This is a genomic window from Roseomonas indoligenes, assembly GCF_017813365.1.
Lineage (GTDB): Bacteria > Pseudomonadota > Alphaproteobacteria > Acetobacterales > Acetobacteraceae > Roseomonas > Roseomonas indoligenes.
Genome location: NZ_JAGIZA010000004.1, coordinates 64,964 through 86,146 on the forward strand (window position 1 = coordinate 64,964; position 21,183 = coordinate 86,146).

Below are 21,183 nucleotides of genomic sequence, written 5' to 3' on the forward strand. Positions count from 1 at the left end.
GTGCGGCCAGTTGCTGTCGAGAGGGAACGAGACGTGGGGAACATGGTGAAGCTGGGACCGACGCTGGAGCGCTGGCTGGCCGGGGACCGGGTGGGACCCTTGCCGGCGCGCGACGCCGACCAGCCCCCGCCGCTGCTCTCCTTCGAGTTCTTCCCGCCGAAGACGGAGGCGCTGGAGCAGCAGCTCTGGGCCTGCGTGCGGCGGCTGGCACCGCTCCGGCCGCGCTTCGTCTCCGTCACCTACGGGGCAGGGGGCAGCACCCATGCCCGGACCCACGCCACCGTCGCCCGCTTGGTCACGGAGACGGACCTGGTACCCGCCGCGCACCTGACCTGCGTGGGTGCGACGCGGGAGGAGGTGGACGAGGTGGCCCGGGGCTACTGGGATGCGGGGGTGCGGCACATCGTGGCCCTGCGCGGCGATGCGCCCCCCGGCACCACTTACGCGCCCCATCCCGGCGGCTACGCCTATGCGGCCGACCTCGTGGAGGGGCTGCGGCGCATCGCCGACTTCGAGATCTCGGTCGCGGCCTATCCGGAGGTCCACCCTTCCGCGCGCAGCGCCGACGACGACCTGGACAGCCTGAAGCGCAAGCTCGACGCCGGGGCCACCCGGGCGATCACGCAGTATTTCTTCGATACGGCGACCTATCTCCGGTTCCTGGAGCGGTGCCTGAAGGCCGGGATCACCGCGCCGATCGTGCCGGGGATCATGCCGGTGTCCAACTACGCCCAGGCCGCCAAGTTCTCCGCCATGTGCGGTACCTCCGTCCCGGACTGGCTCGGCGCCATGTTCGAGGGGACCGAGGACGACCCGGACATGCGGCGGACCGTCGCCACGGTGGTTGCGTCCGAGCAGGTCCGCACCCTGCAGGCGAACGGGGTTGACGAGTTCCACTTCTATACGCTGAACCGTCCGGAACTGACCTATGCCATCGCCCATGTCCTGGGCGTGCGGCCGAGGCCTGCGGTTGCACCGGCCCCCGTCGGGGTCGCCTGACGCAACCGCCGCCAGCCGGGGGAGAGAGACATGACCGAAGCCGAACGCCCCGTCCTCATCCCGCCCGGCGGCGCCCGGCGCGTGCTGCTGCACTCCTGCTGCGCGCCCTGCTCCGGTGAGGTGATGGAGGCCATGCTCGCCTCCGGCATCGACTACACGATCTTCTTCTACAATCCGAACATTCACCCGCGGCGCGAGTACGACCTGCGGAAAGACGAGAACATCCGCTTCGCCGAGAAGCACGGGGTGCCCTTCGTGGACGCGGATTACGACAAGGACGAGTGGTTCCGCCGCGCCAAGGGCATGGAGTGGGAGCCGGAGCGCGGCGCCCGCTGCACCATGTGCTTCGACATGCGCTTCGACCGCACCGCCCTCTATGCCCACGAGCACGGCTTTCCGGTGATGACGAGCTGCCTCGGCATCTCCCGCTGGAAGAACATGGCCCAGATCAACGACAGCGGGCACAGGGCCGCGAAGCCCTATGAGGGCCTGTCCTACTGGGACTTCAACTGGCGCAAGGGCGGGGGCGCCGCCCGGATGATCGAGATCTCCAAGCGCGAGGAGTTCTACCAGCAGGAGTATTGCGGCTGCGCCTATTCCCTGCGGGATACGAACCAGCATCGGCGGGAGCAGGGGCGGGAGCCGATCCGAATCGGCGAGCTGTATTACAAGGAAGATCCGAAGTAGCCCTTCGGACCCCGGGGAGAGAACGATGAACCGCCGCACCCTCATACTCGGCGCGGCCGGGCTGCCTCTCGCCCAGGCAGCCCTGGCCCGCCCGGCGCTGGCGCAGGAAGCGCCGTTCCGGATCGGGCTGATCCTGTCCATGACCGGCCCCTTCGCCTCCACGGGAAAGCAGATCGAGGCGGCTGTGCGCCTCTATGCCCGCCAGAACTCTGCCTTTGCCGGCCGCCCGGTGGAGATCCTGCTGCGCGACGATGGCGGCGCGGCGGATGCCACCCGGCGCCTGGCGCAGGAACTGGTGGTGAACGAGAAGGTCTCGGCCCTGGCCGGCTTCGTCCTCACCCCGCACGCCCTGGCCGCAGCCCCCATCGCCGCGCGCGCGCGGGTGCCGATGGTGGTGATGTCCGCCGCGACTGCAACCGTGACCGAGGCCTCGCCCTTCGTGTTCCGCACCTCCCAGACCACGCCGCAGGTCACGGTGCCCCTGGCGGGATGGGCGGCGGAGAACGGCGTCCGCAAGGCCGTTACCGTGGTGTCCGACTACGGGCCCGGGCTGGACGCGGAGAAGTGGTTCGGCCAGCGCCTGGGTGCCGCGGGCGGGACGGTGGCGGAGGCCCTGCGCGTGCCGCTGGCGAACCCGGATTTCGCGCCTTTCCTGCAGCGGGCGCGGGACGCGGCGCCGGACGCGGTCTTCGTCTTCGTTCCTGCAGGCGTCGGATCGATCTTCATGAAGCAGTTCGCGGAGCGCGGGCTCAAGGATGCGGGCATCCGGCTGATCGCGCTGGGCGACGTGCTGGACGACGACATCCTGAACGGCATGGGAGAGCCGGCGCTCGGCGTCATCTCCTCCCATCACTACTCCGCCGCGCATGACAGCGAGGCGAACCGCCGCTTCGTCGCGGCCTTCCGCGAGGCGGCGGGGATGCGGCCCAACTTCATGGCCGCCGGCGGCTATGACGGCATGACGCTGCTGCGCATGGCCGCCGAAAAGGTGGGCGCCGGCGCAGCCGGCCAGGCTCTGGCGGACGCGATGAAGGGCATGTCCTGGGAAAGCCCGCGCGGTCCCGTCAGCATCGATGCCGCGACGCGCGACATCGTGCAGAACGTCTATATCCGCCGCGTGGAGCGGCGGGAGGGCGAGCTCTACAACGTGGAGTTCGCCACCGTCCCGGCGGTGAAGGACCCGGCCAAGGCGGCAGGCTGACCCACGCCCCATGCTGACGGTCCTGTTCGACGGCATCGCCTACGGGATGGTGCTGTTCATCCTCGCCTGCGGTCTGGCCGTCACCTTGGGGCTGATGAACCTCGTGAACCTCGCCCATGGCGCCTTCGCCATGGCCGGGGGCTATGCGGCGCTGGTGCTGGTGAACGCCTGGGGCGTGCCGTTCCTGGCGGCGCTGCCGCTGGTGTTCCTGGCCACCGCCGCTCTGGGCGCGGTGATGGAGCGGACGCTTTACGCGCAGGTCTATGCGCGCAGCCACCTGGACCAGGTGCTGTTCTCCGTGGGGCTGATCTTCATGGCGATGGCGGTGGTGGATTACGCGGCCGGGCCCAGCCAGCAATTCGTGCGGATCCCCGACGCGCTGCGCGGCCGGATCGAGGTTGCCGGGGTGGGCATGGGAATCTACCGCCTCCTGGTCATCGGCATCTGCGGCGCGGTGGCCCTGGCCCTGCACCTGGCCCTGGCCCGGACCCGCTTCGGCAGCCAGCTCCGCGCGGCGGTGGATGATGCGCGCGTCGCACGGGGGTTGGGGATCGATGTGGGTCTGATCTTCACCGTCACCTTCGCCGTGGGCTCGGGCCTTGCCGGGCTGGGCGGGGCGCTTGGGGCGGATATCCTCGGGCTCGATCCCGGCTTCCCGCTGCGCTTCATGATCTACTTCCTGATCGTGGTGACGGTTGGCGGCACGGCCTCCATCCCCGGCGCCTTCCTCGCCTCGCTGCTGCTCGGCATCGCGGACGTGGCGGGCAAGTACTACCTGCCCTCCATGGGGGCCTTCATCATCTACGGGGTGATGCTGGCGGTGCTGGTCTGGCGGCCGCAGGGGCTCTTCGGCCGGGCGGGCGCGCGATGACGGCCGCACCGGAGGAGACGGCCCGTCGGCAGCTGGCGGGGCTGGCGCGCTGGCGCCCGGCGGAGATCGCCTTCTGGGTGCTGGTCCTCGCCGCCTACTTCCTGTTCCCGCAACGCGCGGCGCTGATCGCGGAGGTGGCGGTGATTGCCCTCTTCGCGCTCTCGCTGGACCTCGTGCTCGGCTACGCCGGCATTCTCACCCTGGGCCATGCGGCCTTCTTCGGCTGGGGGGCCTATGCCGCCGGCATCGCCGCTGCCCGCGGATGGGAGGACCCGGTCCTGGGCTTGCTGCTGGGCGGTGGGACGGCGGGGGTGCTGGGTTTGCTGGGTGCGCCCCTTGTGCTGCGCGGCGGGGATCTGACGCGGCTGATGGTGACGCTCGGCCTTGCCACCGTGCTGCACGAGCTGGCCAATCGCTTCACCGGCCTGACTGGCGGGGCGGATGGGCTGCAGGGCATGAATGTCGGGCCGCTTCTCGGGAAGTTCGAGTTCGACCTGGAGGGGCATGTGGGCGCGGCCTACGCGCTGGCCGTGCTGTTCCTGGCCTTCCTGCTGCTGCGGCGCATCGCGCTCTCGCCCTTCGGCTGGTCGCTCCGGGCGATCCGCGCCAACCCGCTGCGCGCGGCGGCGCTGGGCATCCCGGTGCGGCGGCGGCTGGTGGCGGCCTACACGATCGGCGCCGCGCTGGCCGGGGTGGCGGGGGCGCTGCTGGCGCAGGTGACGCAATTCGTGTCGCTCGACGTGCTCTCCTTCCAGCGCTCGGCGGACGGGCTGCTGGTGCTGTTGATCGGCGGTGTCGGGTGGCTCTATGGCGGACTGGTCGGCGCGGTGGTCTTCAAGCTGATGCAGGACCTGCTCTCCAGCCTCACGCCGCAGTACTGGCAGTTCTGGATCGGGGCGCTGCTGGTGGCGCTGGTGCTGCTGGGGCGGGACCGGCCCCGCGCCTGGATCGCCGGGCTGCGCCGCCCGGCCGAAAGGGCCGCGCCGTGACGCCGGCGCTGGAGACGATCGGGCTGACGCATCACTTTGGCGCCTTCTGCGCGACCGACAGCGTCAGCCTCTCCCTTCCGCCCGGGGCGCGGCACGCGCTGATCGGGCCGAACGGCGCGGGCAAGACCACGCTGGTGAACCTGCTGACGGGCGTGCTGCGCCCGGGCGCCGGGCGCATCCTGCTGGCGGGCGAGGAGGTCACAGGGCTGGCGCAGGACCGCCGCGTGCGGCGCGGCCTGTCCCGCACCTTCCAGATCAACCAGCTCTTCCCGGAGATGACGCCGCTGCAGAGCGTCTCCCTGGCCGTTTCCCGCCGCCTGGGTCGGGACGGGGCCTGGTGGCGCCGCCTGGGCCATGGTGGCGCGGTTGCGGAGGAAGCGGCGGAGATCCTCGGGCGCTTCGGGCTATCCGACGCGATGGGGCGCCGCGTTGGTGACCTTCCCTACGGCCGTCAGCGCCTGCTGGAGGTCGCCCTGGCCATTGCCGCGCGCCCGCGCGTGCTGCTGCTGGACGAGCCCGCCGCCGGCGTGCCGGAGGCCGAGCGGGAGGACATCCTGGCCGCCGTCGCCGCCCTGCCGCGAGAGGTGGCGGTGCTGCTGATCGAGCACGACATGGACCTCGTCTTCCGCTTTGCCGAGCGCATCACCGTGCTGGTCGCCGGCGCGATGCTGATGGAGGGAACGCCCGCCGAGGTGGCCGCAGATCCCCGCGTGCGCGCGGTGTATCTCGGGGAGGGCGGGCATGACTGACCTGCTGGCCGTCTGCGGCCTCTCCGCCGGCTATGGCGGCGCGGCGGTGCTGCACGGGATCGACCTGACCCTGGCGGAGGGCCGGTCTCTGGCCGTGCTCGGCCGCAACGGCATGGGCAAGACGACGCTGCTGAACAGCATCGCCGGGCTGACCCGCCGTTCCGCCGGCACCCTGGCGCTGGCCGGGCGCGACATCACAGCGCTGCCGCCGGAGCGCCGCGCGCGCGCCGGCATCGGCTGGGTGCCGCAGGAGCGGAACATCTTCCGTTCCCTCACCGTTGAAGAGAACCTCACCGCCATCGCCCGGCCCGGCCCCTGGGACGTGGAGCGGGTCTACGGCCTCTTCCCCCGCCTGCGGGAGCGGCGGCGCAACGGCGGGGACCAGCTCTCGGGCGGCGAGCAGCAGATGCTGGCGATCGGCCGGGCGCTGGTGCTGAACCCGCGCCTGCTGCTGCTGGACGAGCCGACCGAAGGCTTGGCCCCTGTAATCGTTGAGGAGGTGCTGACCGCGCTGCGCCGGATCATGCGGGAGGAGGGGCTCTCCGCCCTCGTCGTGGAGCAGCACGCCCGCAAGATCCTGGGCGTGACGGACGAGGCGGTGATCCTGGAACGGGGGCGCGTGGTGCATCGCGCCGGGAGCGCCGCCTTGCGCGAGGATGCGGCGACGCTGGAACGCTTCCTCGGCGTATCCCGCGCGGGGTGAGGGGGCCGGGGAGAACCCCCGGCCCGCCAGGGCTCAGCGGCCCCAGAGCTCCTCGGACAGCTCCGCCACCAGGCGCAGCTTCGCCCACTGCTGCTCCTCGGAGAGCTTGTTGCCCTCCTGCGTGCTGGCGAAGCCGCATTGCGGGCTGATCGCCAGCTGCTCCATCGGCAGGAACTTCGAGGCATCGTCCAGGCGGCGCTTCAGCTCGTCCTTGCTCTCCAGCTCGCCGGTCTTGCTGGTCATGATGCCCAGCACCACCACCTTGTTCCCGCGCGGCACGAAGCGTAGCGGCTCAAAGCCGCCTGAGCGCTCGTCGTCGAACTCCATGAAGTACGCGTCCACGTCGATCGCGTTGAACAGCACTTCGGCCACCGGCTCGTAGCCGCCCGTCGCGATGAAGGTGGACTGGAAGTTGCCGCGGCACAGGTGCATGGACATCGCCATGTCCTTCGGCCGCGCGCGTGTCGCGCGGTTGATCATGTCGGCATAGATCTGCAGCAGCCCCTCGACATGCTCGCCGCGGCGCTTCAGGCCCTCGATCTGCTGGGGGTCGCAGAGATAGGCGATGTTCACCTCGTCGAGCTGCAGGTAGCGGCAGCCCGCCGCGTAGAAGGCGCCGACGGCCTCCTCGTAGGTCGCGCCCAGGTCGCCGAAGAACTCGTCCATGTGCGGATAGACGGAGCGGTCGATCGCCTCGCGCCCGCCGCGGAAATGCACGACGCTGGGGGAGGGGATGGTCTGCTTCGGAATCGCCGTGCGGGTGCGGGAGGCGGTGTAGCGGAAGTCCTCGATCATGCTGGGTTTCCAGCCGATCTTGCCGGTCACCCGCAGCTTGTGGCCGAGGGTCGCGCCCTTGAAGGCCACCTTGTCCTCCGGCTCGTAGATCTCGATCCCGTCGAGGCCGCCGAGGAAGTCGTAGTGCCAATAGGCGCGGCGGTACTCGCCGTCCGTCGCGGCCCGGAGGCCGACCTCCTCCTGCTTCGCGATGGCGCGGGCGATCTGCTCGTCCTCCACGGCGCGCAGGCCTGCGGCATCGAGCCGCCCCTCGGCACGGGCGGCGCGGGCCTCGCGCAGCGCCTGGGGCCGCAGCAGGCTGCCGACATGGTCGGCACGGAAGCTCGGGAAGCTGGCGGCGCGCGGCCGGTCAATCGTGTCCGAGTGGGACATGGCTGGGCATCCTGACGTCAGAGGTCACCGCGGCCGGACCCTGGAAGAACCCCGCTTCCCGGTGGCGCGCTGACATCGTGCTGGCAGGTCTCCTGGCTCGCGCCTCGCTGCCTTCCGCTGCCCTTCCGGTGCGACCCGGCGGCATGCGGCGATCGGCTCCGCGCTGACAGTTGCGGGGGCAGCCATGGTCTCTCACCATGTTCCCTTGAAGCCCTCCCGGGCACCAGCAGGGCCGGTGTAGGGGGCGGGTCATTGGGCGTCAAATGACGGCAGGTTTTGCAGGGGACATACGGCGAGGCTGGTCCGGATCCGTCCTGTTTCCCTCCAGGGAGGAGTGGACCTTCGGCTTGCTTCCGGGCGCGGCAGGCCGTGACGGGGTGGCGGCGCTTCGCTAGGCTGCCGCCTATGCCCTTCGCGCGGACAGGCCTCGTGCGCCTCATCGCTCTGCTGCTGCTGATGCAGTGGGCGGGCGCCGCCGTGCCGCATGCGCGGGCCATGGCGCGGGCGGCCACGGCCCAGGCCGTGGAACTCTGCACCCATGGGGGCCGGCGCCTCGTCGTGCTCGACAAGGACGGCAGGCCCTTGCAGCCGGCCCAGGCCGATGACTGCTGCATCCTCTGCCACGGGCCGCTCGGCCCGGCGGCACCCGGGCCGGCGGTGGCGACCGGGGCGGCCGCCAACATCCTGCCCATGGCGGAGCCGTTCCGGCGGCCGGGCCTGCCCGCCCTCCCGCCGCGCGCACCCCCGCAGCAGCCCAGGGCTCCACCACATTTCTGACCCCGCTACGGGCGCCGCCGGGGGACTTTCCTGACCGCCGTTGCCGCTTCGCCGTGGCGTGAGGGGCCGCCCGCTACCGCCGGGGCGAGCGCGGCGCGAGCTGTAGGGGCACCGCCCTACGGGGTCGGACCAAGCCCTCCCGTCCAGTGCCTGCGAGCATCCTCCTTTTCCGATCCTGGCTGCCAGGCCGGCAACCACCACCCTTCGCGGCCTATCGGCCCGATGATCTCGCCCCACGCGGGCACGACCTTGCAAGGAAACCTGACCATGTCCTTCACCCGTCGCACGACTATTGCCACCATCGCCCTCTCGCCCGCCCTTGCCACCGCCCAGCAGGCCCCGTCCGGGGGCGTTGCGGTGGAGCAGCCCTGGATGCGTGCAGCGATCCAGGGCGGGACGGGTGGCGCCTTCCTGACCCTCCGCAACTCCGGCACGCAGCCGGACCGCCTCCTTTCCGCCAGCAGCCCGGCCGCGCGCGCGGTGGAACTGCACAGCACCGTGCGGCAGGGCGACGTGATGCGGATGCTGCCCGTGCAGGCGGTGGATGTGCCGGCGGGCGGCAGCGTCACCCTGCGGCCGGGCGGGCTGCACATCATGCTCGTCGGTCTGGCCGAGGCTGCCCGGGCCGGAGGCACGGTGCCGCTGACCCTCAACTTCGAGCGGGCCGGCGCGGTGCCCGTGCAACTGGCCGTGCAGGCCGCCGGCGCTTCCGGCCCGGCCGGGCAGGGCCACCAGCACTGAATCCGCCGCTGCCGTGAGGATCGTCGCGAAGGAGGAGGGGCGATCCGCCCGACCTTGCCGAACGGCTTCCTGCCTCGCCTCCGCGCCGTTCTGCTCGCCTTTCTCCTGGCCGCCGAGCCGACGGCCCCCTGGTCCCATGCCGCCCTGCTGGGCACGGGCCGGGAGAACGGGGCAACGGTGGCGACGGCACCGCAGGAGATGACGCCGCGCTTCGACGGGGCGGTGACGCTGATCGGCCCGCGCGTCGCTGGCCCCGCGGGCGAGGTCGCGACACGGTCCGGGCGGCGCTTACGGCGGGCCTCGCCGCCGGACCCTGATCTTGTCAGCTGGCGCGTCATCCCGGCGGACTGACACCCGGTCCGCGGCAGCACGACTTTCGGCGTGTGAACCGCACCGTGCCTAAGTACCGGGCCGGCCGAGGACGTCGGGGAGGGGCGGCGCCGCGCGGCGGAGGTTCTGCTACTCGACGCCCTCTCCATTGGGGCGGGCGCTACTCCGGGCGCTGATAGTGTCTCCGCCGGCCTGCCCGGGACAGTGCCCCGAGCTAGCGCTGCCTGGCCACTGGAATGCGCGGGTGGAAGTCCCCGTCAGCGACGTTGAGCAGGTCTGCGTGCCTCTCGAATTCGACACGCCGCCTCAGCCTGAGGCGAACCCTGCCTTGAGCAGCCGGTTTCCCCGCAGCCGATGCCCGGCCAGATCGACGAAGCTGCGGACCTTGGCGGAGGTCCGGGTACCCTCGGGGTGGACGACATGGATGGGAACCGGCGGCTCCTCGTGGTCCTCCAGGAGAAGCACGAGCTTCCCTTCCGCCACGGCCGGCGCGACCTGATAGGAGAGCAGCCGGGCAATCCCGTGGCCGTCGATCGCCGCGGCCAGGGCCGCATCGACGGTGTTGCAGACCAGCCGCGGCCTGACGGTAACGGATGCCTTCCGGTCCTGCCCGAAGCGCCATTCTGGTGAGGGGTCGAGGCCTGTCGAGCCGATCACCTGATGCTCCCGCAGATCACGGGGTACTGTTGGGGTGCCGTGCCGCGAAAGGTAGTCCGGCGCGGCGCAGACAACCCGGCGGACGCTGCCGACGCGCCGCGCGACGATGCCGGAATCGGCGAGATGCCCGATCCGGATCCCGACATCCGCGCCTTCCTCGATCATGTTGATCACCCGGTCCAGGAAGAGGGCGCGCAGGATTATGGCGGGGTGGCGCGAGAGGTACTCCGTCATGATGGGAAGCACGTAGAGCCGGCCGAACTGGACCGATGCGGTGACCGTGAGCGTGCCGGTCGGCCGGGCATCGGCCCCGGCGGCCGCGGCCTCTGCCTCCTCGATCTCGGAAAGAATGCGCCGGCAGTCCTCCAGGTAGCGCCGGCCGGCCTCGGTGAGCTTCACGGAACGTGTCGTCCTCGTCAGGAGCCTTGTGCCGATCGTCTCCTCCAGAGCCGCCACTGCCCGGGTGACGGCAGGCGGGCTGAGGCCGAGTTGCCGCGCCGCGCCGGCGAAGCTCTCGCTATCCGCGGTCCGCACGAAGATCCGCATCGCCTGCCAGCGATCCATCCGAAAGCCCTCCGCGGACGCCTGCGTGATTGTTCCAGATCAGGGAAGAGTGGATTGCTCAGAATGCCGGTTAACCCTCCGGCATGGAAGGATTTCGATGGCGGCACGTCTTCGCCAACGGAGAGCCGCCATGAAGCTTTACTCCACAGGATTGTCCGGCCACGCCCATCGCGCGCGCCTGTTCCTGTCGCTGCTCGAGCTGCCATACGAGCTCGTTGAGGTCGATCTCGCATCACGGGAGCAAAAGGCGCCGGCCTTCCTGGCCCTGAATCCCTTCGGGCAGGTGCCCGTCCTCCAGGACGGCACCACCGTCGTTCCGGACTCCAACGCCATCCTCGTCTACCTGGCCAGGAAGTCTGGCCGCACCGATTGGCTGCCCGAAGATCCGGCCGGCGCGGCGCGGGTGCAGCGCTGGCTTTCCGTTGCGGCCGGGCAGATCGCGGCGGGCCCGGCGGCGGCCCGCCTCATCACCGTCTTCGGCGCGCCCTACCGGCCTGAGGAGGTGATCCCCCGGGCCCATGCCATCCTCACCCTGATCGAGGCCGAACTCGGCAGTGCCGAATGGATCGCTGCCGATCGCGCGACGATCGCGGACATCGCGCTCTACAGCTACATCGCGGCGGCGCCTGAGGGGAACGTGGACCTCTCGCCCTATCCTGGCATCCGCGCGTGGCTGAAGCGGATCGAGGCGCTGTCCGGCTTTGTTGCCCTTCCTAGGACCGCGGCGGGCCTCCATGCGGCCGCATGACCCGGGCCGGGAGCCGGTGGACCTGCCTTCACCGTGGCACGCGGGCGAAGTCACCCTGCAACGAAGCGTCGGAGCGAGCGAACACCTGCGGGCCATTGGGGGAAGGATCATCCGCGATGCCATGCCGGAGCAGCACCAAGGCTTCTTCGCGATGCTCTCCTTCGTGGTGCTCGGCGCGGTGGACCCGGAAGGGCAGGTCTGGGCCACCCTCCGAGCCGGTAGGCCGGGGTTCATGGCCGCGGTCGATGCCCGCCACCTCCGGCTCGGCCTGGCCCGCGATCCCGCCGACCCCGAGGATGCGGGGATGGAGGACGGCGATGCTCTCGGCCTCCTCGGCATCGATCCCGTCACCCGTCGCCGCAACCGCCTGAACGGCACGCTCCGCCGCAGCGGGGCCGATGCCTTCACCGTCGCGGTGGTGCAGAGCTTCGGCAACTGTCCCCAGTACATTCAGCAGCGGGCGGCGCTTCCCCTACGGGACCCGCGCTCCGCAGCCTCGGCGCCGCCGGTCGTGTCGGAGCGGCTGGATGGCCGGGCGAGGGCGATCATCAGCGGCGCGGACACCTTTTACGTGGCCACCTACGCGGATATCGCGGGCGGCGAGAGGCAGGTTGACGTCTCGCACCGCGGCGGCCGGCCCGGCTTCGTCCGCATCGACGCCGACGGCCGGCTCACCGTGCCGGACTTCGCGGGAAACCGCTTCTTCAACACGCTCGGCAACATGCTGGTGAACCCGAAGGCCGGGCTGACCTTCGTGGAGGACGGAACGGGTGACCTGCTGCAGATGACCGGCCGGGCCGAGGTGCTGCCCGACTCCCCGGAGGTTGCGGATTTCGCCGGTGCGGAGCGACTCTGGCGCTTTGAGCCGCAGAAGCTGGTCTTCCGCCCGGCCGCCTTCCCGCTGGCCCTTTCGCTCGTCGCGAATGGCTGGTCACCCAGCACGCTGCGGACAGGCGTTTGGGAGCAGGGAAGGGGGGAGGGGCCGCTCGAGGCGATGCCGTCCCCGTAGTCCGACAACCCGGATGGGCATCGCCCTCTTCTCCGGCCGGCCAACGGCCCGTGGCGCATCGTTGCGCGGGAGGTCGGGCCCGATGTTGGAGAAGCCGCCGCCATTGCTCCTGCCCTAGCAGCAGGAGATGCCGTCGTTGGCAGACCGGGTCGCGCGGCATGCAGGTCCGGAGGAAGCGGGCGGGCGTGAGAGGGGGCAACTTCTCGGCGAAGCGACCGGTCAGGGAGCCTCGACGAGAGCCTCGCCTTTCCGGGCCACCACGCGGCCCCGCTTGACGACGAGGCGGCGCGGCGGGTGTGCGGCCACGGCCTCGGCCGGTGTCTCGGCCCCCAGCAGGACGAGGTCCGCGATGTGGCCCGGCGCAAGGCCGTAGTCGTCGAGCCGCAGCACGGAGGCGCCTCCATGCGTGCAGGCGTGGAGCGCCATCTCCATCTCCTCGTCACGGCGGAAGTTGTTGCGGAGCCCCACCAGCATGGCCCGCTCCAGCATGTCGGCCGTGCCGTAGGGGTTCCAGCTGTCGCGCACCCCGTCGGAACCGGCACAGACCCGGATGCCCAGCGCGCGCAGCTTTGCCAACGCCGGCACGGGGCGGCTGGCCGGTGCGGTCGTGGCCACCGCCACGTCCAGCTCGGCCATCGCCGCCAGCAGCGGATTGACCAGGGCGGCGTCCGGATCACCGAGGCAGAAAGCATGGCTGACGGTGATCTGGCCCTTCATGCCGAGGGCGCGGGTGCGTTCCAGGATCAGTTCCAGGCTGAAGGCGCCCATGGTGCCGCCCTCGTGCAGGTGGATGTCCACGGGGCGGCCGAAGCGCTCCGCCAAGCCGAAGACCACGTCCAGATGTCCTTTCGGGTCGCGGTCGATGGCGCAGGGATCGAGCCCGCCCACGACTTCGGCCCCCATCCGCATCGCCTCCTCCATCAGCGCCGCGACGCCTGGCCGGGTCAGGATCCCGGATTGCGGGAAGGCGACGATCTCCACATCCATGGCCTCGGCATAGGCCGCGCGGGTCGCGAGAACGCCCTGGAGGCCGTCGAGCCCCGCCACGTCATCCACGTCGACGTGGGTGCGGATATGGGTCGTGCCCATGCGTAGCGCCTGCACCAGCAACCGGGCGGACTGCCGGGCCGGATCGATCGCGCCGGTCGCCCGCAGGGCCCGCTCAGCTTCGATCTTATCCAGGATGGAGGGGCCCGCCGGGTGCGGCAGCCAGCCCATTCCCCAGAGGGACTTGTCGAGATGAGTGTGCGCCTCGACCAGCCCGGGGATGGCAAGAGCGCCGCCGCCATCCTCCACCGGCACGCCCGGCGCTTCCTGCCCCGGACCGAAGGCCGCGAACCGGCCGCCGCGGATGAGCAGGTCGGTCGCGGGCCCGCCCATCGGGCGGACGTTCCGCAGCAGCAGGTCGTGGTGCATCGGGCTCTCCGGGTGTCGGCGGGGCCCATGGTGCAGGATGCGGAAAGGGCCCGCCATCGACGGTCCGGGGAGGACCATGACGCCGCCATCCTCTGTCCGGGCTTCCCGCCCCGTCCAGGGTCCCCATGTTCCTGGGCTGATAGCCCCTTGGAGACCGGATCCGCATGAACTCGGCCGAGAGGCCCCGTCCCGTCAGGGGACGCGACGGTACGGGTGGTGCTCGCGGCGGCCTACCTCGTTGCCGGCGTCCTCCACCTTACCGCGCCCGACCCGTTCCTTCTGATCACGCCGGACTGGGTTCCCTTCCCGCGGCAGGTCATCCTGGGGACCGGCCTTTGCGAGATCGCTGGCGCGGTGGGACTGATGGGGCGGCGGATGCGCCGCGCGGCCGGGATCGGGCTCGCGCTCTACGCTGTCCTCGTCTTTCCCGCGAACATCAAGCACGCGCTGGACGGGTTGCCCGCCGGGAATGTTCAGCTCGGCTGGTGGTACCACCTGCCGAGACTGGCGCTGCAGCCCGTGCTGGTTTGGTGGGCGCTGTTCGCGGGCGACGTGCTGGACTGGCCCTTCAGATCCGGAGTCCGCCGGGCGAGCGCCGGGATGCGGCGTTCCTGACGCAGCGCGCGGCCCCTGGGCTCAATGCCCGCCGAGCTGGCGCAGCGCGAGCAGCGGTACGAAAGCGGCCAGGGCCACGGGAATCGACCAGTACTCCATGCTGATCCAGAACAGGGCGTGCCGGCGCCTGAGGACGACCCGTTCCTGCGTTCTCGGATCCACCAGATCTCGCCCGGGCGCGCTGTTCAGGCGCCGCCCGACGATCCAGTTGACTGCTGCGGCGGCGAAGAGGCCCGCGCTGAAGGCCAGGAAGGCCAGGTCAGGCCGGCCGGCCGCAGTGAGAAGCCATTGGAGGATTGCCCCGACCACCACGGCGGTTCCGACGACGACGGGAAGCACGAGGATGCCCCAGCCCGACCAGATCACGAACATGCCGAGCCTTTCCTTCATCTCCGAAGTGGAGATCACACAGGCACGGAAGGGAGCACGCCCGGCTCCTCCCGGCAACCGGTGCGGGTCAGCTGTCCCGGCGGTTGGGGAAGTCAGGCGACGAATGGCTGGGCATGCCGCGGCGCGGGGGAAACCGTCGGCGGCTCCCGCGACACGGCCTGCCGTGGCAAACTCGGAGAATGACCGATGCCGTCCCCTCCCGCTCCGTCCGTGTCCGCTCCTACCGCGACGCCGTCCGTGATGTGGGCCGGACCTTCCGTCTCGCGCCCGGCGTGGATATCGCGGCCGCGGTGAAGCGCGCCGCTCTCGCGGCCGTGCCGAAGACGGAGGGGTGGACGATGCGCGTCTTCACCGTCCGGCGAACCGGCGAGGGCGAGCGGGCTGCCGCCGTCCTGGACCGCCTTGCGCGCGACGCAATGGGAGGCACTGACTTTGCCGCCAGCGTTGCGGCAACGCTCGACGGAAGCATCGCCGTCCTGGTCGTCGCGGCCAGGGACCCCGGGCGTATCGAGCGGGTGAGCTCCGCGATGAGCGGGACGGGTCGCTGACCTGGGCAGGGCTGGACCGGGAGCTGACGATCCGCGCGATCCCGATAGCGTAGCTTCGTTCGAGACCGTGCCCGGCCACCCGACAGTTCTCAGCCGGATTGGATGAGCGCCTTGATGCGGCTGGCAAGGGTCTCCATGGCGAAAGGCTTCGTCAGTACCTGCATGCCGACATCCAGATCGCCGTCGCCGATCACCGCGGTTTCTGCGTAGCCGGTGATGAAGAGCACGCGGAGGCCGGGGCGGAGGACGCGCGCGGCATCCGCCAGCTGGCGGCCGTTCATGCCGCCGGGCAGGCCGACATCGGTTACCAGCAGGTCGATGCGCCGGTCCGACTGGAGGATCCTCAACCCCTCCGGCCCATCGGCCGCCTCGACCGCGGCGTAGCCCAGGTCCTGGAGCACCTCGGCGGCCAGCATCCGCACGGTCGGCTCGTCATCGACGACGAGGACCGTCTCTCCCGCCGTCGTCCGCCCGGCATCCGTTAGGGCGGGCATCTCACCTGCCACGGTGGCGGCGCCCGCATGGCGCGGCAGATAGAGGCACACCGTGGTCCCCCGCCCCAGCTCCGAGTGGATGCGGACCTGCCCGTGCGACTGGCGGGCGAAGCCGTAGATCATGGACAGGCCCAGCCCGGTCCCCTGACCGAGTGGCTTGGTCGTGAAGAAGGGGTCGAATGCGCGCTCGATCACCTCAGGGCTCATCCCTGTGCCGGTGTCGGTGACGGCGAGCGTGACGTATGGGCCGGGGGACAGTTCCAGCGCGCGGGCGGCCGGCCCGTCCAGTGCGAGGTTCGCCGTCTTGATCGTCAGCACGCCGCCGTCCGGCATGGCATCGCGCGCGTTGATGCAAAGGTTGAGAAGCGCGTTCTCCAGCTGGTTCGGGTCCACGAGCGTGGTCCAGAGATCGTCCGACAGGAGGGAGTGAAGCTCAATAGCTGGCCCGATGCTGCGGACCACCAGTTCCTCCATTCCCGCGACCAGCTGGTTCAGCGCGGTCGGCTTAGGATCCAGCGTCTGTCGCCGGGAGAAGGCGAGCAAACGGTGCGTCAGCGCCGCGGCGCGCCCCGCCGCCACCTTGGCCGAGCCGAGATAGCGCCCCAGATCCGCCGTCCGGTTCTGCTCCACGCGGCGCTGGATGAGCTCAAGGCTGCCGATGATGCCCGTGAGCAGGTTGTTGAAGTCGTGCGCCAGCCCACCGGTGAGCTGCCCGACCGCCTCCATCTTCTGGCTCTGCTGCAGCAGTTCCTCGGCCACGCGGCGCTGCTCGGCCTCGGCCAGCATGGCGTCATGCGCTTCCCGCAGCTCGGCGGTGCGCGCCGCGACGCGTTCCTCCAGCGTCTCGTTCAACCGCCGCAGGCCCTCCTCGGCCATCCGGCGAACGGTGATGTCGGAGTAGACGCCGACCAGCCTGGGCCGGCTCCCATCCCGGTCTCGCACCAGCCGCGCGCGAACCTCCGCCCAGTGGGTGCTTCCGTCGGGCCAGATGGTTCGATACTCGATGACGTGGTCGGCACCCCGCTCAATGCTTGCGCGTACGGCGGCCTGCATCGCCGCGCGATCATCGGGATGGATGCTGGCGAGAAGATCCTCGTAGGTGAAGGGCGCCGCGGGCGACCGGCCGAACACGGCCTTGCAGGTATCGGAGACGGTCAGGAGGCCGGTTTCCGCCTCAAGTTCCCAGGAGCCGAGGCGGCCCGCCTGCAGCGCGGTCGAGAGGCGCTCGCCGGTCTCGTGCAGCTCCTCGATCCGCGCCCGGGCCTCGAATTGTCGCTGTCGGCCCTTCAGGGCGGAGCGCGCAACGCTGACGAAGGTCGTGGGCCGGAACGGACGCTCCAGGAAGGTGGCATTGCCCAGCAGTTCTGCGAGGCGTGCCGCGTTGGGGTTATGCTCCGGCGCGCCGCCACCGCGCGTCAGGACAATGAAGGGAAGGTCCGACCAGGCAGGCTGGGCGGCGATGCGGGCCAGGATGCCGCGCAGGTCGGCGCCCACCAGCGCCTCCTCCGTCACCACGGCGAAGCCGGCCTGTTCGTCGATGGCAGCCTCGAAGGCAGCGAGATCGCGGCAGATTCGGGACACCGCGCCCGCCCCGCGCAGCAGCTCCTCGGCGATGGAAGCGTCCCGGCCATGCGGCATGAACACGAGCGCGGCCAGCCCGTCGGAAGATGGCATCAATCGGGCTCTAGCAGGTCCAGCAGTGGCCCCGGGGCACCGGCAAAGGTTGGTACGCCGCGGAGGACGCCCTGGAACTTGTCGATGGGCGCCCCGAACACCAGTCCGGTCCGGCCGATCCGGTATTCACGGATCGTGTCCTCATGGGCGCCCGTACGCTTCTTGATCACCGATACGGCACGCCGCACCCTGCCGAGCGCCTCGAAGTAGCGCAACAGGATCACGGTATCCGCGAGATACGTCACATCCACGGGCGATTTCATGTCCCCCACAAGCCCGTGCTGGGCCACCGTGAGGAAGGTCGTCGCGCCCTGGCGGTTCAGGTACTGCAGCAGCTCGTGCACGTGCAGGACGAGCGCGTTCTCGTCGGGCATGGCGGCTTGGTAGCCATTGAGGCTGTCGATGACCACGGTTTTGGAGCCGGCAAAGTCCACCCGCTCGCGCACGCGATGGGTGAACTCCCCAGGTGAGAGCTCGGCCGCGTCCACCTGCTCGATATGGAGGGCGCCGCTGTCCCGCATGGCCCGGAGGTCGAAGCCCAGCTGCGCCGCGCGCTCGAAGAGCAGGCCTAGCTCCTCGTCGAAGACGAACATTGCCGCCCTGCCGCCGCCGGCGATGGCTGCCGCCATGAACTGCAGGGTGAAGATGCTCTTGCCCGTGCCTGCGGGACCAAGGATCAGCGCACTCGATCCCTGCTCGATGCCGCCGCCCAGCAGTGCATCCAGCGCGCCAATGCCGCTCGTCGTGCGGTGGCGATCAAACCCGGTCCTGTGTTCGGCGGCGATGAGGCGGGGGTAGACATGCACCCCCCCGGTCCGGATCGTGAAGTCGTGGTAACCGCCCCGGAACGACCGGCCCCGGTATTTCGACACCCGCAGTCGACGACGCTCCGCGCCATAGGCGGGGGACAGCTCCTCCAGGCGGATCACGCCGTGGACGACGCTGTGCACTGTCTTGTCGAAGGCCTCCGAGGTGAGGTCGTCCAGCAGCAGGACCGTCGCGCCCAGCCGGGCGAAGTAGTGCTTCAGGGCCAGGATCTGCCGGCGGTACCGCAGGGAGCTCTGCGCCAGCAGGCGGATCTCGGAGAGGCTGTCCAGTACCACGCGCACGGGCTGCAGCCGCTCATAGGCCTGGAAGATCTGTCGGGTCGCCTCGCCGAGTTCGAGGTCCGACGAGTAGAGAAGGCTTTGCTGCTGCGCCTCGTCCAGCAGACTCTCGGGCGGCACCAGCTCGAAGACCTCAACCGCCTCGGGAAGTGTCCAGCCATGGGAAGCGGCGCCGGCGCGGAGTTCCCGGTCCGTCTCGGACAGGGTGATGTACAGGCCGCGCTCGCCCTGCGCCGCGCCTTCCAGGAGGAAGCGCAGGGCGACGGTGGTCTTGCCCGTGCCCGGGCTGCCCTCGAGGAGGAACATGTGCCCGGGGGACAGGCCGCCACTGAGAACGTCGTCCAGTCCCGGAACACCTGTCCGGGCAAGTTCCGGGGGCTGCGTCCTGCGATCCATGTCCTCATCCCGATGGGCGGCGGTGCGTCGGGCGGCCTGGGAGGGCGCTCTGGCTCCGGGTGGGCCGTGCCATGCGGCGGCAGCTTCGTCCAGCCCGGAATCCTCCCGGTAAGCCCTCGTACGGGAGTGAGATGTGGGCGCGGCGGCGGATGGGAAGGGGCTGCTGCCCCGCCTGGGCCCGACGCCTACTCGGCCGCGAGCGCCACGGCTTCCTCGGCCCGCATCCACACCGCCGTGTCGTGGAACACGGCGCCCCCGGCGGGGAGCGCGGGCTCGTCGCTGGTCAGCACGTTGATGCCGTGCCCGGCGCCGCCGAAGGCCGCTGCGGGCCAGATGCTCTCCACCACCACCGTGCCGGCGGTCTGCCCGGGGACGTGCCGGGCATGCAGCACCACCTCGCCCCGCGCATTGCCCAGGCGCATGAGGGCGCCGTCCGCAATGCCGTACCGCGCCGCGTCCTCCGGCGCGACCAGCGCCTGCGGCCGCCCCTCGCGCTTCCGGGCATTCGGCGTCTCGGTGAAGGTCGAGTTGAGGAACTGACGCGCGGGCGCGGCGACGAGCCGCATGGGGCGCTCATCCGTCGCCATGTCCACCAGGGGAACCCAGTCCGGCAGCGGCGGCAGTTTTCCCTCCGTATCGCCCAGTGCCCGCCAATCCGCGCGGAAGCGGAAGCGTCCGTCGGGGTGCCCGAAGCCGTCCAGGAAATGCGCGCGCTCGAAGGGCGGCTGCACGTCCAGCCAGCGGCGCTCCGTCATCTCCTCCGCGCCCGGATAGCCGGTGGCACGGAGGGTCGCATCCGCCAGTTCCAGGCCGGACATGCGGAAGCTCGGATCGTCGAGGCCCAGCCGTGCCGCCAGGGCGCAGACCAGGTCGTGGTTGGAGCGCGCCTCGCCCGGCGGTTCGATCAGCCGCCGCCCGATCTGGACGTGGCTGTGCCCGCCGGCCTGGTAGATGTCGTCATGCTCCAGGAAGGTGGTCGCGGGCAGCAGGATGTCCGCGTAGCGCGCCGTCTCCGTCATGAACTGCTCGTGGACGACGGTGAACAGGTCCTCACGCAGCAATCCCTCACGCACGCGGTTGCTGTCAGGGCAGACGGAGGCCGGGTTGCCGCTCTGCACCAGCAGCGCGTGCACGGGCGGGCCGCCCTGCAGCGCTTCGGCATCGCCGGTGAGGATGCTGGCGATGCGGCTCATGTCCAGCTCGCGGATGGCAGGGTCGCGCCAGCCCGTGCCCTCAATCAGCGACTTGTCCCAGGGATAGATGCCGCGGTTGCTCCACAGCGCGCCGGCACCCTCGTGCCGCCACTTGCCAGTGACCGCCGGCAGGCAGGTGACGGCATGCATGGAGGCCGCGCCGTTGCGCCCGCGGGTGAAGCCGAAACCGACGCGGATATAGGCTCGGGGCGTGCCGTTGTAGAGCGCGGCGAAGGCCTCGATCGCCTCCGCGGTCAGGCCGGTGATCGCCGCCGCCCATTCGGGGCCGCGCGTCGCGAGATGCGCCTCCAGGGCGACGGGATCGTCGGTGTACCGCTCCATATAGGCACGGTCGGCCTGTCCGTCGCGGAAGGCGCAGTGCATGACGGCGCAGGCCAGTGCCGCATCCGTGCCCGGGCGCAGCGCGAGATGCATGTCCGCGGCGGCCGCCGAGCCGGTGCGATAGGGGTCGATCACCACAAGCTTCGCCCCGCGCTCCTTCCGGGCGCGGGTGACATGGGCCATGACGTTGACCTGGGTGGAGACGGGATTGGTGCCCCAGAGCACGTTCAGGTCGGCCAGCGCCATCTCGCGCGGATCCGTGCCGGTGATGCGGCCGCAACCCGCCGTCCAGCCCGCCGCGGCGATGGCCGTGCAGATGGTACCCTTGCGGCCGGACCAGCGCATGGCGTGGCGCAGGCGGAAGACGCCGTCCCGGTTCACCAGCCCCATGGTCCCGGCGGAGGAATAGGGCCAGACCGCCTCGCTGCCATGGCGGGCCGCCGCCTCGGTGAATCCGGCGATGATTCGGTCCAGCGCCTCGTCCCAGGTGATGCGACGGAAGAGGCCGCCGCCCTTCGGCCCGTCCCGCAGCATGGGATGCAGGACGCGGTCGGGGTGGTGCACCCGCTCGGCGTAGCGCATCACCTTGTTGCAGATCACGCCCGCCGTGTAGGGGTTGTCCGCCCCGCGGACCGTGCCGATGGTGCGCTGATCCAGCACCTCCACCTCCAGCGCGCAGGTGCTGGGGCAGTCATGCGGGCAGACCGAGGCGCGGGTCTCGGGCATGGGGTGTCGTCCTCCGGTCAGCCTCTCGGCACGTTGAGGGCAGCCAGCACGAACCGTGCCGTCGCTGCCCTCCCTCCGCCAGGGGGGGGGC

General features: G+C 70.8%; 21 protein-coding genes and 1 riboswitch. Of the genes, 14 read left to right on the forward strand and 7 right to left on the reverse strand.

The genetic code is table 11. The features are described from left to right. The first annotated feature begins 42 nt into the window (after positions 1 to 42). From metF to J5Y10_RS07660, 7 genes are read left to right on the forward strand one after another with little or no spacing between them, the layout of a single operon-like run. Complete coding sequence (gene metF / locus J5Y10_RS07630) at positions 43 to 999, forward strand: methylenetetrahydrofolate reductase [NAD(P)H] (protein ID WP_209372968.1); 957 nt, start codon at positions 43 to 45, stop codon at positions 997 to 999. 30 nt (positions 1,000 to 1,029) lie between these two features. Next, a complete protein-coding gene (locus tag J5Y10_RS07635; protein WP_209372381.1) occupies positions 1,030 to 1,686 on the forward strand; it encodes an epoxyqueuosine reductase QueH in 657 nt (218 codons plus the stop codon). 25 nt (positions 1,687 to 1,711) lie between these two features. Beyond that, positions 1,712 to 2,887, forward strand: coding sequence for an ABC transporter substrate-binding protein (locus J5Y10_RS07640; protein WP_209372383.1), 1,176 nt, complete (start codon positions 1,712 to 1,714; stop codon positions 2,885 to 2,887). Positions 2,888 to 2,897: 10 nt separating this feature from the next. Then, on the forward strand, positions 2,898 to 3,758 hold the full coding sequence (locus J5Y10_RS07645; protein WP_209372385.1) for a branched-chain amino acid ABC transporter permease: 861 nt from the start codon (positions 2,898 to 2,900) through the stop codon (positions 3,756 to 3,758). Beyond that, positions 3,755 to 4,747 carry a branched-chain amino acid ABC transporter permease gene (locus J5Y10_RS07650; RefSeq protein ID WP_209372387.1) on the forward strand — a complete coding sequence of 331 codons (993 nt, stop codon included), beginning with the start codon at positions 3,755 to 3,757 and terminating at the stop codon, positions 4,745 to 4,747. Before J5Y10_RS07645 ends, J5Y10_RS07650 begins: the two co-directional genes overlap by 4 nt. Further along, positions 4,744 to 5,496 (forward strand): ABC transporter ATP-binding protein, encoded by a 753-nt coding sequence (locus J5Y10_RS07655; protein ID WP_209372389.1) that lies wholly within the window; start codon positions 4,744 to 4,746, stop codon positions 5,494 to 5,496. Before J5Y10_RS07650 ends, J5Y10_RS07655 begins: the two co-directional genes overlap by 4 nt. Beyond that, a complete protein-coding gene (locus J5Y10_RS07660; protein WP_209372391.1) occupies positions 5,489 to 6,199 on the forward strand; it encodes an ABC transporter ATP-binding protein in 711 nt (236 codons plus the stop codon). The genes J5Y10_RS07655 and J5Y10_RS07660 overlap by 8 nt, the downstream gene beginning before the upstream one ends. A gap of 33 nt (positions 6,200 to 6,232) precedes the next feature. Here J5Y10_RS07660 and J5Y10_RS07665 read toward each other — a convergent pair whose 3' ends face one another. After that, positions 6,233 to 7,366 carry a 5-methyltetrahydropteroyltriglutamate--homocysteine S-methyltransferase gene (locus tag J5Y10_RS07665; protein WP_209372393.1) on the reverse strand — a complete coding sequence of 378 codons (1,134 nt, stop codon included), beginning with the start codon at positions 7,364 to 7,366 and terminating at the stop codon, positions 6,233 to 6,235. Positions 7,367 to 7,444: 78 nt separating this feature from the next. Then, positions 7,445 to 7,595: riboswitch (cobalamin riboswitch) on the reverse strand. A 200-nt stretch (positions 7,596 to 7,795) separates the two neighbouring features. Here J5Y10_RS07665 and J5Y10_RS07670 point away from each other — a divergent pair. The 3 genes from J5Y10_RS07670 to J5Y10_RS07680 all read left to right on the forward strand — a co-directional run bounded on the left by J5Y10_RS07670 (position 7,796) and on the right by J5Y10_RS07680 (position 9,235). Next, the gene (locus J5Y10_RS07670) at positions 7,796 to 8,143 is read left to right on the forward strand and encodes a DUF2946 family protein (protein WP_209372395.1); all 348 of its coding nucleotides are present in this window, start codon (positions 7,796 to 7,798) and stop codon (positions 8,141 to 8,143) included. Positions 8,144 to 8,410: 267 nt separating this feature from the next. Continuing rightward, positions 8,411 to 8,884 carry a copper chaperone PCu(A)C gene (locus tag J5Y10_RS07675; RefSeq protein WP_209372397.1) on the forward strand — a complete coding sequence of 158 codons (474 nt, stop codon included), beginning with the start codon at positions 8,411 to 8,413 and terminating at the stop codon, positions 8,882 to 8,884. Positions 8,885 to 8,938: 54 nt separating this feature from the next. Further along, positions 8,939 to 9,235, forward strand: a complete 297-nt coding sequence (locus J5Y10_RS07680) for a copper resistance CopC family protein (protein ID WP_209372398.1) — start codon at positions 8,939 to 8,941, stop codon at positions 9,233 to 9,235. A 285-nt stretch (positions 9,236 to 9,520) separates the two neighbouring features. Here the strand turns inward: J5Y10_RS07680 and J5Y10_RS07685 are convergent, their stop codons facing one another. After that, on the reverse strand, positions 9,521 to 10,435 hold the full coding sequence (locus tag J5Y10_RS07685) for a LysR family transcriptional regulator (RefSeq protein WP_209372400.1): 915 nt from the start codon (positions 10,433 to 10,435) through the stop codon (positions 9,521 to 9,523). A gap of 130 nt (positions 10,436 to 10,565) precedes the next feature. Between J5Y10_RS07685 and J5Y10_RS07690 the strand changes: the two genes are divergently transcribed. Together J5Y10_RS07690 and J5Y10_RS07695 are read left to right on the forward strand one after the other, a co-directional pair. Further along, entirely contained in the window at positions 10,566 to 11,183 is a 618-nt protein-coding gene (locus J5Y10_RS07690) for a glutathione S-transferase family protein (RefSeq protein WP_209372402.1), read from the forward strand. Positions 11,184 to 11,304: 121 nt separating this feature from the next. Continuing rightward, entirely contained in the window at positions 11,305 to 12,192 is an 888-nt protein-coding gene (locus J5Y10_RS07695; protein WP_209372403.1) for a pyridoxamine 5'-phosphate oxidase family protein, read from the forward strand. Positions 12,193 to 12,411: 219 nt separating this feature from the next. On the opposite strand, the gene J5Y10_RS07700 is transcribed toward J5Y10_RS07695, so the two are convergent. Further along, positions 12,412 to 13,608 (reverse strand): amidohydrolase family protein, encoded by a 1,197-nt coding sequence (locus tag J5Y10_RS07700; RefSeq protein WP_209372404.1) that lies wholly within the window; start codon positions 13,606 to 13,608, stop codon positions 12,412 to 12,414. Positions 13,609 to 13,824: 216 nt separating this feature from the next. On the opposite strand from J5Y10_RS07700, the gene J5Y10_RS07705 reads away from it, so the two are divergent. After that, positions 13,825 to 14,223 (forward strand): DoxX family protein, encoded by a 399-nt coding sequence (locus tag J5Y10_RS07705; protein WP_209372405.1) that lies wholly within the window; start codon positions 13,825 to 13,827, stop codon positions 14,221 to 14,223. A 21-nt stretch (positions 14,224 to 14,244) separates the two neighbouring features. Here the strand turns inward: J5Y10_RS07705 and J5Y10_RS07710 are convergent, their stop codons facing one another. Then, a complete protein-coding gene (locus J5Y10_RS07710) occupies positions 14,245 to 14,595 on the reverse strand; it encodes a hypothetical protein (protein WP_209372406.1) in 351 nt (116 codons plus the stop codon). 197 nt (positions 14,596 to 14,792) lie between these two features. Between J5Y10_RS07710 and J5Y10_RS07715 the strand changes: the two genes are divergently transcribed. Then, positions 14,793 to 15,161, forward strand: a complete 369-nt coding sequence (locus J5Y10_RS07715; protein WP_209372407.1) for a hypothetical protein — start codon at positions 14,793 to 14,795, stop codon at positions 15,159 to 15,161. A gap of 89 nt (positions 15,162 to 15,250) precedes the next feature. Here J5Y10_RS07715 and J5Y10_RS07720 read toward each other — a convergent pair whose 3' ends face one another. The 3 genes from J5Y10_RS07720 to J5Y10_RS07730 form a co-directional block, all read right to left on the reverse strand. Further along, complete coding sequence (locus J5Y10_RS07720; RefSeq protein ID WP_209372409.1) at positions 15,251 to 17,329, reverse strand: hybrid sensor histidine kinase/response regulator; 2,079 nt, start codon at positions 17,327 to 17,329, stop codon at positions 15,251 to 15,253. Continuing rightward, entirely contained in the window at positions 17,329 to 18,831 is a 1,503-nt protein-coding gene (locus J5Y10_RS07725; protein WP_209372411.1) for an ATPase domain-containing protein, read from the reverse strand. The genes J5Y10_RS07720 and J5Y10_RS07725 overlap by 1 nt, the downstream gene beginning before the upstream one ends. Before the next feature lie 185 nt (positions 18,832 to 19,016). Continuing rightward, positions 19,017 to 21,092 carry a molybdopterin-dependent oxidoreductase gene (locus J5Y10_RS07730; RefSeq protein WP_209372413.1) on the reverse strand — a complete coding sequence of 692 codons (2,076 nt, stop codon included), beginning with the start codon at positions 21,090 to 21,092 and terminating at the stop codon, positions 19,017 to 19,019. Positions 21,093 to 21,183: the final 91 nt, after the last annotated feature.